Below are 15,449 nucleotides of genomic sequence, written 5' to 3' on the forward strand. Positions count from 1 at the left end.
ATGATTTGTTCGCACAGGCTTATATTCAGTCTAATCCAGCGAGTAAGTGGGAATCGTCCTCTCGCAAGGGAAGGCGAAGCCGTCCAATGGACTATAACTAACGGAGCATCAAAATCATTGCGGGCTTCACCGCAATTTATCGAGCAAATTGTAATAATAGTAAGTCTTAAATCTTTGTTTACCGTCAGAGAAAACAATTCTATTGGATTCCAGAATAGATAAATAACGTCTGCATGTCGCTTCGGATATTTCTGCTGTCGATGAGATGGTATAGACAGTAAATATAGGTTTTTGATAAATGGCATCAATTAATTTCTTAACACCGCTGCTATGGATTAGGGACTGTGCTAGATCTAAGTCATGGTTGTACAACGCATTGACTTCATTTATTAATCGAATGTTCTTGTTTGCTTGGAGTATTACAGCTTCTAGGAAAAAGAGGATCCATTGGTTCCAATCTCCGTTATATCGAGTGTCGTTTAAGAAGCGATAATATTTGTGTTTATCACGCTCCAATGCCTCACTTAAGAAGAAGTTCGGATAATCAATAACTTTTTTGCTAAATAAGTACAAGGGAATAAAAATACGACCAATTCTGCCATTACCGTCCAGAAAAGGATGTATGTTTTCAAATTGAGCATGAATAACGGCAGTTCTAATCAGCTCATCAAATTGATCTTGAGGATCGTTAATATAGGTTTCGAGATTACTCATATACTTGTCGACTAATTGGGGTTGGGGAGGGATGTATGTGGCAGTGTCCATCGTACATCCTTCAGGACCAATGAAATTTTGAATTTTTCTGTATTCTCCCGGGGAACGATTGCTCCCGCGTACGTCGTTTGACATCAGTGTTAAATGCATGGTTTTGAATAATCGTGTTGAGATTGGCAGCGTAGATAATTTATCCATTCCTTCCCGAAGTGCATGATAATAATTTAGTACTTCTTGTACATCCTTATTATTTTTTCTACTGTGCGCTTCTACTTCAAGTACCTCATCAAGAGTTACTTGTGTACCTTCAATTTTAGTAGACTGAACGGCTTCATTTAACATTACTGGGTTTAGTAATAGATGTGACGGCAGCTTCGTGTTTTGAAGTAAGACTTGATACTGTGCCACCTTCTTGTTCGCTTCAATTAGTTCCCGAAGGAACATGAGTTGATTTATTCGACTTATGTCTAAAGGTAAATTGTCAGGGATAAAAGGTGTTCTTGCCATCCAGATTCCTCGCCCTCATTAGATAATCGTGATATCTTATTTACATTTTAACCTAATTGTGATTGTAAATACACAAAATTATTAGTTTAATAAATAAAAATAGTTAAAACTGATTACAATGAAAGAACTTGAGAAATTATTGTGTACGGTTTTATGTGTTATATTACATGACACAATCAACTAAATTAATTGAATTTAAAAATGAAAATAGAACTGTGAGATGTATGAATGTTCAAGGGTATATTAATTTATGTAATAAAAACTAACATATATGTTGACGATTTAATTTCGAATCGTTATAATTAACCTAAATTCAGTAACCATTCGAATAGAAAATGTGACATGAAATATCGATTGGAACCGATTATAACCTTCTGATTTTCAATAGGTAAATATTATGTCATTAAAATTAACATTAATATTATGTTAGGCCTGTGTCTTGTTTTTCTTCTTTAATTTCGCTGGAGGTGACACTATGGAAATGCAGCTGGAACAATTGGAACAAACGCGTCGTGGAATTCTGGAATCGAAGTCACTGCTTGTGGAAATGAAGGATGTCGGGAAGATGTATCCGAACGGCACGGTCGCCGTTCAACATGCGAATCTGCAAGCCGGACCCGGTGAGTTTCTGTGCTTCGTCGGCCCGTCGGGCTGCGGGAAATCGACGGTATTCAACATGATTACCGGCTTGACCTCGCATACCGAAGGGGAGCTGTCCGTACTGCAGACGACCCCGAAGGAAGCGCGCAAGCATAACGACATAGCCTTCGTGTTCCAGGAGCATACCCTGCTGCCATGGCTTAACCTGCTGGACAATGTGACACTGCCGCTGAAGCTGCGAGGTGTGCCAAAGAAGGAGCGGATAGAGGAAGGCACCCGCGTGCTGGAACTTGTCGGGCTGAAGGATTACCTCAAGGTGCTGCCCCGCCAGCTGTCCGGGGGGATGAAGATGCGGGTGTCCATCGCCCGCGCGCTTATCTCCAGACCAAAGCTGCTGCTCATGGACGAGCCGTTCGGAGCCCTGGACGAGATTACCCGCCAAACCCTGCAGGATGAGCTGCTGAACATCTGGCAGCGGGAGAAGCACATGACGGTGCTGTTCATTACCCATAATGTATTTGAAGCGGTGTTTCTGTCGACGAGGGTTGTCGTGATGACACCGAGACCGGGCAAGATTGCGGACGTTATCGATATTCCGTTCCCGTTCCCGCGTGGCGAGGAATTCCGGGTCCGTCCCGAGTTCGGAGAATATGTCAAGCTGGTCTCCCAATCCCTGAAGCATTAAGCTCATACACGCGTATAACCGGCTTTCGCGCAGGTTTATTGAAGAGCCGGTCCACGAAAGAGAGCGGTAAAGCGGTGCGGTGTATCTGATGTACAACATGAAAGGATCGTGATGGAGCGATGGAAAAACAATATGCAGGCGTGATATCTAATCCGTCCTTTGCCAGTGTCTCAGCAGGCAAGAAAGCCGTTCCGGCAAAGGAACTGGGCGCTTTGGCCAAAATGCTTCTCAATGTCGGGCCGTCCCTTGCGGTGCTCGTGATTTTCCTCGGCGGCTGGGAGTTGATTGTCCGTTTGGCCGACATCAAGCCTTACATTTTGCCGAAGCCGAGCGATATAGTGCAGGCGGCCGGCGAGAACTGGAGCAACCTGCTCACCTCGGTCAGCACAACGATTTTAGAAGCGGTGGTCGGGTTTCTGATGAGTGTGGTGCTGGGGATTGCGGTTGCTGTTCTGCTTGCGCTGTCCAAGCTGGTTGAACGGAGCGTTTACCCGTACGCTATTATACTGCAAACCATTCCGGTTGTAGCCATTGCGCCTATTATTGTGATCTGGTTCGGCGCGGGATTAAACGCCATTGTCATTATTTCGTTTATTATCAGCTTTTTCCCGATTTTGTCGAATACGCTGATCGGCCTGAACTCCACCGACCAAAATATGAAAAACTTGTTCTACCTCTATAATGCCACGAAGCTGCAAACCATTATGCGGCTCCGGATTCCAGCAGCGCTTCCGTATATTGTGGCCGGCCTGAAGATTTCATGCTCCATGTCCGTTGTCGGCGCTATCGTCGGGGAATACATTGCGGGCATCGGCGGCGGCAAAGGCGGTCTGGGCTATGCGATTACGGTTGCGGCAACCCGTCTGCAAACCCCGTATTTGTTCGCCTGCGGCTTGTCTGCCTCCCTTCTCGGCATTGCGTTCTTTATGCTCGTGAATCTGATTACCAAGCGTCTGCTCAGCTCCTGGCATGAATCGGCCATGAAGCCATCAAATTAATCACCTGAGAGGAAGATTCCGATGAATAGGTCCAGTTTAGTCGCCGGTCATTTTGAGAAGGCCCCTGTCTATAAAATTGCCGAAAAGGATACGAACAAGTTTGTTCTGCTGTGCGACCGGGAGCAGGTTCCGTTCGTGTCGGTTATCGAAATTTTTGATGAAGGCGGAAAAACGCCCCCGAATGAGCACGCGGAAGCCTTTGAATATTTTTATGTGCTGAAAGGGAAAGGGACAGCCACTGTTGGGGATACGACCGTGCCGATTAAGCCGGGCTCCTTCTTCATCGTGCGGCCCGGGAATACCCATGCCGTACATAATACGGGCCAAGGCCGCCTGTACGTGCTGACCACCATGGTGCCGGATGAGCAATTTTCCGACCTGATTAAGTCCGGCCCGGTTTCGAGCCTGGATGAAGAGGATTGGAGAGTGCTTCGCGGCTTGTCCTCCTAAACGACTCCCCGGCTGGAGCAGAGCGGGAGGAGCTTGCAGCAGGTATCCGGCGAGATGAAGGCGCGGCAGGGGAAGAGCGCTTTCTGCCCGGACTGACGAGCAGGCAAATCCGCTAGGCGCATCACGGACATGCTTTCCCGGGCTTTTACCGATAGACCCGGTTTGAATGGAGTACATTCTGTAAAGCAGGAGCCGGATTTGCTGCAGAAGGCGAGCCGATTTTAAGCATTGACGGGCTGGAAAAACGGAGTTATGATTTCCGTATTGCCAACGATATAGATGCATCTGTATCGGGTGTAGCATCTGCTGACTAGTTTACTTGCTAGAGGCTGCTATTTTCCGGGGGTATCCGGGAAATGAAGTCTCTTTTTGTATTCGACGGATGTGATTTCCAGAGAGAGAAGGGTTATGCAATGCAGCAAGCAACAGGATCGCCGTCCGCAGGAGCAAAGCTTCAAGCTGCGGCACCGCAAAATTTGAAGCCAACCATTTTCCGCATTTTGTTTATTATCAGCTTTGTGCATTTGATTAACGATACGATTCAAGCGATTGTTCCCGCCATTTTGCCGATTGTGAAGGACACGATGCATTTAACCTACATGCAGTCGGGAATTATCGTCTTTGCGCTTAATATGACCTCCTCGGTGCTGCAGCCTGTGGTCGGCCTGTATTCGGACCGCCGCCCGTCCCCGATCATGCTGCCGCTCGGTATGGGTCTAACCTGTATCGGAGTACTCGGTATTGCTTTCGCGCCGAACTACTGGCTGCTCCTGCTGGCCGTGCTGTTCGTCGGTCTCGGCTCCGCGGTATTCCATCCGGAAGCGTCGCGCGTGGCCTATATGGCTGCTGGGTCCAGACGCGGTCTGGCGCAATCCATTTTCCAGGTGGGCGGCAACTCCGGATCGGCGCTCGCTTCGGTGATGACGGCCGTGATTTTCGTTCCGTTCGGCCAGATGGGCGCCATTTGGTTTACCATTATTACGGCTCTCGGCATTTTCGTGCAAATGTATGTAGCCCGCTGGTACGGTGGGTATTTGGTCGCTAATCCGCGCCCGGCCAAAAAGGCGAATAGCGGGATGATTAACCCGGCCCGCAAGAAGCAAATCGGCATGGCCGTGGTGCTGCTCATCTTCCTGCTGTTTATACGGACATGGTATCAATCGGGGGTTTCCATTTACTATCCGTTTGAACTGATGGAGAAGTTCGGGATCAGCTTGGAGAAAGCCCAAGTATATATTTTCCTGTATGCCGCTGCCGGGGTGCTCGGAACGTTCCTGGGCGGGCCGCTGTCGGATAAATTCGGCCGCCGGAATGTGCTGCTGCTCTCCATCTTCGGTTCCTCGCCGCTGGCTCTGGTGCTGCCGTACGCCAATGAGACGTGGGCTTATGTGATTTTGCTGTTGAACGGCTTTATCCTGCTGTCCGGCTGGTCCGTGGCTGTCGTATACGCCCAGGAGCTGATTCCGGGCATGATCGGCACCGTCTCCGGCCTGACGACCGGATTCGCCTTCGGGCTGGGAGCGATCGGCGCGGTTGCGCTGGGCGGATTAATCGATATGTACAGCCTGGGTGTTATGATGAAGGTGCTCAGCTTCCTGCCGCTATTCGGCGTGGTCACCTTCCTGCTGCCCTCGGACCGCAAGCTGAAGCAGTGGGCGGAAGAAGGGTGATGGGGTAAAAATGCAATTTGAAAAGCCGTGCTCATTTCAGGAGCGCGGCTTTTTTACCTTTCTTGTATAAGTGTGCGGGCAGCCAGAGGATAATCGCAAAATGGAGCGGCTGCCATCACGAATGAATGAATGGACAGTGCTCCGATTATGGCAGCGGCATCTGCGGAAGGCTGATGCCGTCTGGGGCTTCTTCAACCTTCAGCAGAATGGGCCGTTCCAGCGGATTTTTGTTCGGAGTATGGATTGTCAGCAGCAGCCGGCCCTCCAAGGTGCGAAGCAGCATGCCGTGACCGCCGTCCTTGGCGAATACCGGCTCCGCCTCCTGTGACCACGGGCCGGTCATGCGGCCTCCGGCCGATCGGGCCAGTCCCATGGCATAGCCCTGCTCCCCGATGCTGGACCAGAGCATGACCAGCGATCCGTCAGGCAGGCGGTGTAGAAACGGCCCGTCGGTAACGAAGTGGTCGTCTCCCTTCACAGGTCTCGCCCAGGCTGCCTCGGACGCCCGAAACAGCAGTACCGGCTCTGCGGCGCCTGCGGTCAAATCCGGCAGCAGCGGCATGGCGTATACTTCTCCATCCAAGACCTCCAGCCATTCGCGGCAAAACACCAGCCAAGGCACGCCGTCTTCATCGGCATACAAGGTGCCGTCCAGGCATTCCCAGTCCGCCGGTGTTACCGGCCGGTCGCCAAGCGGTTCAAAGGGGCCCTGCGGCTGATCGGCAGCCAAAATTTGCGTGCCCCGGCAGCGCTGCTCTGATTTGAAGCTGGCCAGCATGTAGTATCTCCCGTTCCACCGGTGCACCTCCGGCGCCCAAAAATGGCGATCCGCCCAGAAGCCGGCAGGCGGTTGGAACGCTTGGAACGGCCCCTCCCAGTGTGTCAGATCGCTGCTCCGGTATACGGGGAAGCCCTCAGGCGTGCCGGACCAGGCTGTAGCGCCGGCAGTGCCATACAAATAATAGGCCTGCTCTTCCGGGACAGGCAGAATAAACGGATCACGGAGGTTGATATCCTCTAGCAGCAAGTGAATGACCGCCCCTTCTTGTCGAATTATTCCCATCATACAAAGAAGAAGCACGCTTATGCAACACAAGGCCTGCTATATAAGGCCGCTGTGAAACTGCAGCCGCTGTTATGGTATAATTTGTAACGGAAATGTCGATAAAGCTGGATATGATCCATGGAAATCAAATACAGGAGGGCGTAGAGTATGCCATTAGTGGATTGGCCGTTAGAGAAGCTTCAGCAGTATCAGGGGATGAACCGCAAGCCTGCGGATTTCGAGGAATACTGGAAGACGGCTGTTGCGGAGATGCGGGCCGTAGAGCCGAATGTGGAGCTGGTGCCCAGCACGTTCCAGGTTCCTTCTGCGGACTGCTACGATTTATATTTCACCGGCGTGCGCGGCGCCCGCATTCATGCCAAATATTTGCGGCCGAAGCAGGCCAAGGGCAAGCTGCCGGCGCTGCTGAACTTCCACGGCTATACCGGACACTCCGGCGACTGGGCGGATAAGCTCAGCTATGTCGGCCTCGGCTTTGCGGTGTTCTCGATGGATTGCCGCGGCCAGGGCGGCAAATCGGAGGACACGGGCGGGGTTGCCGGGAACACCTTCCGCGGCCACATCATCCGCGGTCTGGACTCCGGGCCGGAAAACCTGCTGTTCCGCCACATTTTCCTGGATACGGCGCAGCTGGCGTCGATTATAATGGAGCTGCCCGAAATCGATCCCGAGCGGGTGGGCGCTTATGGAGGATCGCAGGGCGGGGCGCTGGCGATCGCCTGCGCAGCACTGGAGCCGCGTATCAAGAAGCTGGCGCCGGTGTATCCGTTCCTGAGCGACTACCGCCGCGTATGGGAGATGGATAATACGTCCAGCGCCTACGAGGAGCTGCGGGCGTATTTCCGCCAATTTGATCCGATGCATGAGCGGGAGCAGGAATTTTTTGAAACCTTGGGCTATATCGATATTCAGCATCTGGCAGACCGGATTGAAGGGGAAGTGCTGATGGGTGTCGGCTTGATGGACACGGTCTGCCCGCCTTCTACGCAGTACGCGGCCTACAACAAAATCCGTTCGCCGAAGCAAACCCTCATTTACCCGGATTTCGGGCATGAAATGTTGCCGGGCTTTCATGACCGGGCAATGATGTTTCTTGCGGGGCTGCTGCCGGACAAGTAGGGATTAAGTAGAGATTAAGTAGGGGTTAAGATGCTTCTCAATTTGTAGCGGCCGCTGCAGGCTGCGGTGCTTGAAGGAAGAGGGACATACCGGATTCAGAATCAGATTTCCGCACCGCGCGCAGCTCCCAGCGCGCGGTGTTTCGCTGCATGACGGCGGTCGGTCGACCACATGCCAGACGGAAGAGCCGGAGCCGCTGTGGAGTGAATTTTTCTCCAAGCCGAAGGCGTGCCTGAGAACATCTCCGCTGGTAAAAAAGTACGGATGGGGACTGGGTTTTGATGCTGCGGGCAAAATCGCGCTGCTCGGAGCGGATACAGAACCGTAGGAGAGGCCTTTGCGCTTCGGAGGAAACGAAGGTCGTCAAGGGAATGCGGAGCAAGAGGGGCTAACCCCCTCTTTTTTTGCTGCTGTAAAGTGGAGGCCATTGGAAGCTGAACGGATGAATTTTCATCGATGTCGTCATTTGGCCCGATACCGGTACTTAAGGCAATGATTCGGTATGTGTCACGATGGCTGACTAACCATCTAACTATCCGCACGCAACAAAAAAAGGTGACAGATTGTTCGGCCACCTTTTCCGTATAGAGGACCTGCTGCCTATTGTCTGATGCTCGAGAATTTGCCTGCGAGCTGCTGTTCCGCAATTTGTACAAGGCGGCGGGTGATGTGGCCGCCGATAGCGCCTGTATCGCGAGTAGCCATATAGCCGTAGTATCCGTCCTGTGGAATTTGGATGCCGAGTTCTTGAGCGACTTCATATTTCATTTGATCCAAGGCTGCGTTAGCTTGCGGTACAACCAGGGAGTTGCTGCTTCTGCTTTGTCCAGTTCCCATGTGTAGTCACCTCCTCCGTATGTAATCGGGTAAAGTCAGAAGGCTTGAGCGGTGCGCTGTCATCGGAGCGCTTGCCGCACAGCGGAAGCTCAGGCCGCCTGGTTTTAACTCTCTGCCGTCAGGCTGCACGAGGTCAGAGGATAAAGTTTGGTCCTGCCATCAAGCCTTGCCGAGCTGCTGAGGCCCGGGCATCGGAATGAATTCTGACTTTGTACTAGGTAGTATAAACCAATTTTGCTTTATTACTCCTTCGGAAAATTGGAAAATTAAACCACAATCATACAAAGGGATAGGAATGAATATCCCGTTATGAAATCGATGGCTTTGCCGAATAAGGATTGCGGATGCCGGTGGTGCAATGAGGGCGGTCGCAAAAAAAACACCCGGACGGTGCAGGTGCAGTCCGGGTGTTTTTTTGCTAATGAGCGGGTTTGTTACAAGGCAGGGATTTCCTGCTCTTTCCCGTAGGCTGCCTGCAGCTTCAGCACGTCATGGAACAACGGCTCCTCCCGAACTTTCCGGGCCAGCTCAAAGCAGTTATTCTCCGGCGATTCGATCGTCCAGCTGGCGACGCGTGTTCCGAGGACGACGGAGCTGCGCAGCGGGAAGCCGTAGAGCAGACCAAGAACCGTTCCGGAGAAAAAGGCGTCCCCGGCGCCGCTGGAATCGACCGGCTTGACAGGGAACACCGGCTGGAATCCGCTGTCTCCCGTGCTGCGGTCATAGAAAACGGACCCCTTGGCGCCAAGGGTGACGACCATGGATTGCAGCTCCTGCTCGTCAACAAATCGCTTCAGTTCATCCAATACCGCCGCCGGGCTGGCTGCTTCCAGAGCGTGTCCGAGCAGGCGCCCGGCCTCAATGTCGTTGCAGATGAAGCAGGACAGCTCCTTCAGCAGCTCGGGATGGGTCAAGATGACATCACAATTGCCGGGGATGCCGTATACCGGCTTGCCGTGGCTAGCGGCCAGGGCCAGCGTCCGGCGGGCGAGGTCGGCATTCAGATCCAGCTCCAGAATAAGATGGGAGGCGGACGGGATGATCTCTTCTCCCCGCTCTGCCAGCAAGGTGTTGAAATGCTTCAGGTCGGGCATATGCGAGATGGACCCCGCCAGACCGCCGTCCTGTTCAAGAATGGCAAGCCACATCCCCATGCCGTTCTCGGAGGTGTGCTGCAGCGTGGACGTATCCACGCCGGAACGCTGCAGCCTGGCAATGACCTCTTGACCAAGACCGCTGGTATCCACTGTCGAAACCAGCGAGGTGCTGACCCCGAGCAAGCCTAAATTTTCCGCTACATTGCGTCCTACGCCGCCGTGCACAAACTGCACGTGGCCGAGGTTTCTTCCTGTCGGCACATAGGCCTGATGGGCAAAGCCCTTGCAATCCATAAAAATGGTGCCGATGACGGCCGCTTTGACATTCATCCGTTTTCTCGCTCCCCTTTTACTTATGTTCCATCTCAAGGCTTACATCGAGCTGGAGGCTTTCCCCGGCTTCTATCGCCCGAAATCCGGTCACGTCTGGCGAATCGTTCAGATTCGGCGCGTTGGTGACCCACGTATACGGCTCCAGACAAATGTACTGGTCCGCTGTCCCTTTGGTGTAAATCACCCATTGCTTGAACAAATCCGAAGCGGTGTAGCGGAGCTCCAGGCTGCCACGGGATAATGTCGCGGTCCGGGAGGCGGCGCCGATTTGGAACACGGTATCGAGGTCAAGCCCTTTAAGACTCAGGCCTCCCGGCGCATTGAGCTGCTCCAGGTCTCCGAGCGGGTGACGGATGCCTGTCGGAATATGATGTGCATCCAGCTCCCAGATTTGTTCCGACGGAAGCTGCAGTGTCCAAGCCTCCGGCTCCCCGTCGAGCATAAACCATGTGTGCAGGCCGTAGCCGAACGGAGCCGCTTCCTGACCGCGGTTCGTGACGGTCAGCCGATGGGTCAGCGTGCCGCCTTCCAGCTCATAAGTAAGGCTCAGGTGCAGATCATGCGGGTATACGTGTTGAATGTCCGGGAAGCTTGCGGTATGCAGCTCGCAGGTCATGTAGCACGAGGCTCCATTTTCCCCGGTTTCGGTTACCTGCCATGGCCGGTTGCGGAACAATCCGTGACTGTGATGCCCGAATTGGTTCAGCGGTTCAAAACGGTAAGCGCGTCCCGCGAATTCAAAGTGACCGCCTCGAATCCGGTTAGGCGGCATAAGAATCGGCGTGCCGAATTGAATCGGCTGCTCCCGCAGTTCCTCCGGGGTGGACGGCGCGCGCAGCAGCTCGCGGTCTTCTGCATGATCGCGGATGGAGTACAAATTGCAGCCGAGCTCCGGGCACAGGGAGGCCGACAGCTGGCTGTTATGCAAGGTATAGACGGTGACGCCCTGCCACGATTGTTTACTAATCATGAAGATAGCAGCTCCTTTTGCTGTGAATAGATCGGATTACGGTTCTTGGCCGAATTCATAATTCGGATAGACGTACTGATTCTTAGGGGCGTTAATTGCTGTGATGGTATCGGCCTGGACCGCAATCAAATCCATGTCCATATATTTAGTATGGATGACTGTGCCGGTCGCTCTAACCCACGTATCCTGCGGGAACGAGGCGGAGCCGTCATACTGCACGAGCAGGCCTACCGGCGCAGCGTCGGCGGCGCAGCATGAAATACCGAACCGGCCGACGACAAATTGCCGGTTGTTCATGTCCTCATTGCGGTAAACAAAGCCTTCAATTTCAATCGTTTTTCCTGCGAAGGAGTCCGTAAACAAATCCAGTGTTGTGAGAGTCTCCAGATAGGTGTCCTCCGGGATGCGGATGACGGGCTGCTTGTAAAGCTTTTTGGCGTGCCTGGCGAAGTGCTCCGTAAACTTGTCGTATGGAAACAGCTTGTCAAGCTCAGCTTCGCCCGCAGCGGCGCTGCCGGAGCCGGCTGCAGGAGAGCTGGCTTCCGGGGAAGGCGCAGAGGCTTCGCCGGAAGGCGCTGTTTCCCGGTCCGGAGCCGCGGAAGGCGTACCTGCGGTGTTGGCTTTTAATGAGCCGGAGCCGCTGATGGCCATTCCTTTATTGGAGGCCAGCGCGCTGCCCATCGTCGCATCGGGCAACAGGAAGCCGAGTGCAAGGGGCAGGCAGAACAGGCTGTAAATCAGGCTGTTTTTGATGAAGGAAGGAGACGGGCCGTGATCGCAATCGCAGGCGGCTGCATAGCCCCGCCACGCCTTGATGCCCTGGTATGCCTGATAAGCCGAAACCAGGTACAAGCCCAGGGCGGACAGCTTCACATACAGCAGCATACGAGGCGCGATATAGAGCAGGATGCCCTCGCTGCGGACAAGCATAAGGATATAAAGCGCAAAGCCGAATAAAATCAGGGCCCGCAACAAATGATGAAGGGCCAGCCTTCGCATCGAAATCATCGGATTTCCTCCTCAGCTCAGAATGAATTTCTCAAACAGCAAGGAGCCGCCGAGAACGGTGGCGACGATGAGCAGGGTAAGCGCCAGCACAAATCGTGTCCGGAACACCGAGAGCAGCATGAGCGTGTTTTTGATGTCCAGCATCGGGCCGAAGACCAAAAACGTCAGCAGCGATCCGGCCGAGAACGTTGTGGCGAAGGAAGAAGCAACGAAGGCGTCGGAGGTCGAGCACAAGGACAGCACATAGGCAAAGCCCATCATAAACAAATGGGAGCTGAACTCTCCCTGGCCGATGGCCGCGAGTGTTTCCCGGGCGACCAGGGTTTGGATGCCGGCTGTCAGCAGCGCGCCGAACAGCAAATATTTGCCCATGTCAAAAAACTCATCCGAAGCATGGCTGAGCGTAGCGCCGACCTTCCCTCGGAAGCCGCCGGTATTCATATGAAGATGGGCATGATCGCTTCCGAGCGAGGAGCCGCTGCCCGGCATCAGAGATCGAAGCGGGTTCGTCCGGTAGAAGCGGTAAATAATAAGTCCGATGACCACAGCGGCAAGCACGGCCAGTCCCATCCGGGAATACGTGATTTCGGGCCGGCTGCGGAAGGCCATGAAGGTGGCGGCATAAACAACCGGGTTAAGTATCGGACCGGCGATGATGAATACCACCGCGATATACAGCGGCATTCCTTTGAGCATCAGCCGGCGTACGACCGGAATCATGCCGCATTCGCAAAGCGGGAATACGATCCCGAGCGTGCAGCCGAACAAGATGCCGAGCAGCGGATTTTTCGGTGTCCAGCGCCGAATCGTTTCCTCGGATACGAATACCTGCAGCAGGGCGGAGACCAGTACGCCGAGCAGCATAAACGGAAAAGCTTCTAATATAATGCTGAGAAATAAAATTTTGAAGCTGGTCATCTCGCTGCCGGTAAGCATGGCGGCCCAATCCAGCTCCGGAAGCCGGCGCCGGGTGGCAATCAAATAAATCAAGCTTAGGCAGGCAAGGCCGAGAACGATATTTATTCCCCGCCGGACAGTGGTAGACAAACCGCATCCTCCTTCAAAAAAAGCATTGTTGCTGAAAGGATATGCTGTACTTTCAGTATATAGGACAGCTAGGGGGGCGACAAGGACAGTCCGGCTAGCGGACAAGCCGAATTTTCATAAATTCAGGCCTCCCGGCCTCGCATGCATCGGGTGGAATGCCGCCCGATTTGCCACCCGCGGGAATCCCGAGCGCGCGTGGCGGCGCTGCGTGGCGGTCCGTCTAGCCCCAAGCAGCCTCACGGGTCTCATTGACTGCCTGGCGAGCGTAGAGGGGCCGAGAGCGGGCCTGAATAAAGTGCCGATTCTCTAGCGGTCCTTGTTAATTTCCCGCATGACGTGGCCCAGCTCCGGCACGATAATCCGGCTCATTGCGAGCTTCACGGCGCCGGACGATCCGGGAGTGGAAAAAACGGCGGTTGGGCCGCACACTCCGGCCACGGCGCGGCTCAAAATGGCCGCAGGCCCGATATCCTCGGCAAAGCTTAAATAGCGGAAAATCTCGCCGAAGCCCGGCATTTCCTTATCCAGCACATCCCGTACCGCTTCGTAGGTCGTATCCCGCAGCGCGATGCCGGTGCCGCCGTTCAGCAGCACGGCATCAATAGAGCCGCTGCCGGCCGCCCCGCGGATGAGCTCCTGAATCGGCCCGTATTCGTCCTTGACGATCCGGTAATCGCTAATGGTGTGCCCGGCTTCCTCCAGCATCTGCTTCATCAGCTGGCCGCTTTTGTCCGTATCCGGTGTACGGGTGTCGGACACGGTAATGACCATGCAGCGGACAGAGGAAGGCGCTTCGCTGCGGTGCTGCTCAACGGAGGTTGTCATGCGTATGGCGGCTCCCTTCACATACAGCCCCCCTTGCAGCAGCGAGGGGGACAAACGGTTGATTTACCGCTAATTGTAGCATATTCTAAAGATAACGGGAATCAGAACGTAAGGTTTACGAAATAGGTGCAGCGGGCGGACGGAGAAGGAGAGAAAAGATAATGGAGAGAAAAGAGATGGAGACGAGAGCGCATCCTGTACATGACCAAGCTGTTGTTCAGCCCCTGGAGGCAGGAGAGAGAATCCCGGTTTATTTGCTGACCGGCTTTTTGGGCAGCGGCAAAACAACATTTTTGCAGAAAGCGATAGATCATTACATCCTGCAGGGGAAGCGCCCGGCCGTCGTTATGAACGAGCTGGGAGACGTTAATCTGGATGGGATGCTGCTTGATGCCGGTGTGCCGATGCGGGAGCTGCTGAACGGGTGCATCTGCTGCACAGTTCGCGGCGATTTGGCAGAAGCGCTGAAGGAGCTGGTGTCCGGGGAGAAGCCCGATGTGGTGTTTGTAGAGTCGACCGGAGCGGCCAATCCTGCAGATTTGCTTGATGCGGCAACGGACCTCACGCTTGTGCAGCGCCTGGAATTTCGTGATGTGATTGCTCTGGTGGACGGTCCTGCTTTCCTGGATCGTTACCGGCGTCTGGGCAGCAAGGGCCGGACGATGAAGCTGTTGCAAATCCAGGTGCAATACGCGACGCTTGTGCTGATGAACAAAATCGACCGGCTGGCGCAGCCCGGAGATTTGCCGGAGCTTGAGCGGGCGCTGCGAAGCATAAACAGCCGCGCCCCTATTCTTGCCTCGGTTTATGGCGGGATGGATATGGGGTTGCTCGATGCGACGAGGCAGACGGAGCCTGCACGCGCGGGCGGCAGCAGGTGGATGGCAGCCATAGAGCAGCCGCCGACCTCTGCGGGCAGTCAGCCGGTTTCGGATGGCGAGGCGGATGGCGGGACCCGGAGCGATGCGGGCCATGGAGGCGGGCACGGCGCACATCCGGCTGTGCGTTCTGCGCGTACTCATGAGCAGAGCGAGGAGGATAAGCCGCGCTACAGCCATGACGCCCGCAGCGGTGACGGCGATCACAGCCATCGCAACAGCGGCCATACTCACCATAGTCATGCGCATGTGATGGTGATGACGCATTATTTTCACGCACCGGTGAATCGGGAGCGGTTCGAGGCACTGCTGCGCAGCTTGCCGGGGCAGGTGCTGCGGGCCAAGGGGCTGGTGCGGTTTACGGATGCGCCGGAACGTGTGATGTTTCAATATGCGTTTGGGGAAACGGTGTTCATTCCGATGAGGAGGCAGCTCCAAATCCCGGATACGGCTGTGCTGATTGGCGAGGCGCTGCCGGTACAGATGCTTGAGCTCCTGCTTCAGGATGTGGAGGGATAAGCAGAATTACTGCGCCACAGATGCAGGAGTAGTGTGAACGACCACCGTCATCGTCATAAGGCGCACACCGGGCGCCGGGAGCTGCGCGCAGTGCAAAAAGCAGGGAGAAGAACACTTCATAAGGAA

Annotated in this window: 15 protein-coding genes; 7 read left to right on the forward strand and 8 right to left on the reverse strand. The window is 54.2% G+C overall.

Annotated features, from left to right (window positions below):
* Window positions 1-126: 126 nt before the first annotated feature.
* Window positions 127-1,221, reverse strand: coding sequence for a Fic family protein (locus WBG83_RS06580; protein WP_336743757.1), 1,095 nt, complete (start codon window positions 1,219-1,221; stop codon window positions 127-129).
* Window positions 1,222-1,702: 481 nt separating this feature from the next.
* Here WBG83_RS06580 and WBG83_RS06585 point away from each other — a divergent pair, with 481 nt between their 5' ends.
* The 4 genes from WBG83_RS06585 (at window position 1,703) to WBG83_RS06600 (ending at window position 5,624) form a co-directional block, all read left to right on the forward strand.
* Complete coding sequence (locus WBG83_RS06585; RefSeq protein ID WP_336743951.1) at window positions 1,703-2,506, forward strand: ABC transporter ATP-binding protein; 804 nt, start codon at window positions 1,703-1,705, stop codon at window positions 2,504-2,506.
* 119 nt (window positions 2,507-2,625) lie between these two features.
* A complete protein-coding gene (locus WBG83_RS06590) occupies window positions 2,626-3,504 on the forward strand; it encodes an ABC transporter permease (RefSeq protein WP_442955801.1) in 879 nt (292 codons plus the stop codon).
* A 21-nt stretch (window positions 3,505-3,525) separates the two neighbouring features.
* Window positions 3,526-3,954: a cupin domain-containing protein gene (locus tag WBG83_RS06595; RefSeq protein ID WP_336743759.1), complete on the forward strand. Its 429-nt coding sequence runs from the start codon at window positions 3,526-3,528 to the stop codon at window positions 3,952-3,954.
* Window positions 3,955-4,367: 413 nt separating this feature from the next.
* On the forward strand, window positions 4,368-5,624 hold the full coding sequence (locus WBG83_RS06600) for an MFS transporter (RefSeq protein ID WP_336743761.1): 1,257 nt from the start codon (window positions 4,368-4,370) through the stop codon (window positions 5,622-5,624).
* 145 nt (window positions 5,625-5,769) lie between these two features.
* Here WBG83_RS06600 and WBG83_RS06605 read toward each other — a convergent pair whose 3' ends face one another.
* Entirely contained in the window at window positions 5,770-6,651 is an 882-nt protein-coding gene (locus tag WBG83_RS06605; RefSeq protein WP_336743763.1) for a glycoside hydrolase family 43 protein, read from the reverse strand.
* 186 nt (window positions 6,652-6,837) lie between these two features.
* On the opposite strand from WBG83_RS06605, the gene WBG83_RS06610 reads away from it, so the two are divergent.
* A complete protein-coding gene (locus WBG83_RS06610; protein WP_336743764.1) occupies window positions 6,838-7,809 on the forward strand; it encodes an acetylxylan esterase in 972 nt (323 codons plus the stop codon).
* A 70-nt stretch (window positions 7,810-7,879) separates the two neighbouring features.
* A complete protein-coding gene (locus WBG83_RS06615; protein ID WP_336743766.1) occupies window positions 7,880-8,137 on the forward strand; it encodes a DUF6157 family protein in 258 nt (85 codons plus the stop codon).
* Window positions 8,138-8,409: 272 nt separating this feature from the next.
* On the opposite strand, the gene WBG83_RS06620 is transcribed toward WBG83_RS06615, so the two are convergent.
* The 6 genes from WBG83_RS06620 to WBG83_RS06645 all read right to left on the reverse strand — a co-directional run bounded on the left by WBG83_RS06620 (window position 8,410) and on the right by WBG83_RS06645 (window position 13,926).
* Window positions 8,410-8,646: an alpha/beta-type small acid-soluble spore protein gene (locus WBG83_RS06620; protein ID WP_336743768.1), complete on the reverse strand. Its 237-nt coding sequence runs from the start codon at window positions 8,644-8,646 to the stop codon at window positions 8,410-8,412.
* Between the two features lie 434 nt (window positions 8,647-9,080).
* Entirely contained in the window at window positions 9,081-10,073 is a 993-nt protein-coding gene (locus WBG83_RS06625; protein ID WP_336743770.1) for a PfkB family carbohydrate kinase, read from the reverse strand.
* Window positions 10,074-10,092: 19 nt separating this feature from the next.
* The gene (locus WBG83_RS06630; protein WP_336743772.1) at window positions 10,093-11,046 is read right to left on the reverse strand and encodes an aldose 1-epimerase; all 954 of its coding nucleotides are present in this window, start codon (window positions 11,044-11,046) and stop codon (window positions 10,093-10,095) included.
* 36 nt (window positions 11,047-11,082) lie between these two features.
* A complete protein-coding gene (locus tag WBG83_RS06635; protein ID WP_336743773.1) occupies window positions 11,083-12,054 on the reverse strand; it encodes a TIGR03943 family putative permease subunit in 972 nt (323 codons plus the stop codon).
* Between the two features lie 12 nt (window positions 12,055-12,066).
* Window positions 12,067-13,101, reverse strand: a complete 1,035-nt coding sequence (locus tag WBG83_RS06640; protein ID WP_336743775.1) for a permease — start codon at window positions 13,099-13,101, stop codon at window positions 12,067-12,069.
* A 306-nt stretch (window positions 13,102-13,407) separates the two neighbouring features.
* Window positions 13,408-13,926: a MogA/MoaB family molybdenum cofactor biosynthesis protein gene (locus tag WBG83_RS06645; protein WP_336743777.1), complete on the reverse strand. Its 519-nt coding sequence runs from the start codon at window positions 13,924-13,926 to the stop codon at window positions 13,408-13,410.
* Window positions 13,927-14,087: 161 nt separating this feature from the next.
* On the opposite strand from WBG83_RS06645, the gene WBG83_RS06650 reads away from it, so the two are divergent.
* Window positions 14,088-15,323 (forward strand): CobW family GTP-binding protein, encoded by a 1,236-nt coding sequence (locus WBG83_RS06650; protein ID WP_336743779.1) that lies wholly within the window; start codon window positions 14,088-14,090, stop codon window positions 15,321-15,323.
* Window positions 15,324-15,449: the final 126 nt, after the last annotated feature.

This window comes from Paenibacillus sp. y28 (assembly GCF_037137075.1).
In the GTDB taxonomy this organism is placed as follows: Bacteria; Bacillota; Bacilli; order Paenibacillales; family NBRC-103111; genus JBBBNV01.

Coding starts and splice junctions, on each gene's coding strand:
- WBG83_RS06610 (WP_336743764.1), top strand. CDS start 6,838: ATGCCATTAGTGGATTGGCCGTTAGAGAAGCTTCAGCAGTATCAGGGG.
- WBG83_RS06580 (WP_336743757.1), bottom strand. CDS start 1,221: ATGGCAAGAACACCTTTTATCCCTGACAATTTACCTTTAGACATAAGT.
- WBG83_RS06625 (WP_336743770.1), bottom strand. CDS start 10,073: ATGAATGTCAAAGCGGCCGTCATCGGCACCATTTTTATGGATTGCAAG.
- WBG83_RS06585 (WP_336743951.1), top strand. CDS start 1,703: ATGCAGCTGGAACAATTGGAACAAACGCGTCGTGGAATTCTGGAATCG.
- WBG83_RS06590 (WP_442955801.1), top strand. CDS start 2,626: ATGGAAAAACAATATGCAGGCGTGATATCTAATCCGTCCTTTGCCAGT.
- WBG83_RS06635 (WP_336743773.1), bottom strand. CDS start 12,054: ATGATTTCGATGCGAAGGCTGGCCCTTCATCATTTGTTGCGGGCCCTG.
- WBG83_RS06650 (WP_336743779.1), top strand. CDS start 14,088: ATGGAGAGAAAAGAGATGGAGACGAGAGCGCATCCTGTACATGACCAA.
- WBG83_RS06620 (WP_336743768.1), bottom strand. CDS start 8,646: ATGGGAACTGGACAAAGCAGAAGCAGCAACTCCCTGGTTGTACCGCAA.
- WBG83_RS06645 (WP_336743777.1), bottom strand. CDS start 13,926: ATGACAACCTCCGTTGAGCAGCACCGCAGCGAAGCGCCTTCCTCTGTC.
- WBG83_RS06630 (WP_336743772.1), bottom strand. CDS start 11,046: ATGATTAGTAAACAATCGTGGCAGGGCGTCACCGTCTATACCTTGCAT.
- WBG83_RS06600 (WP_336743761.1), top strand. CDS start 4,368: ATGCAGCAAGCAACAGGATCGCCGTCCGCAGGAGCAAAGCTTCAAGCT.
- WBG83_RS06595 (WP_336743759.1), top strand. CDS start 3,526: ATGAATAGGTCCAGTTTAGTCGCCGGTCATTTTGAGAAGGCCCCTGTC.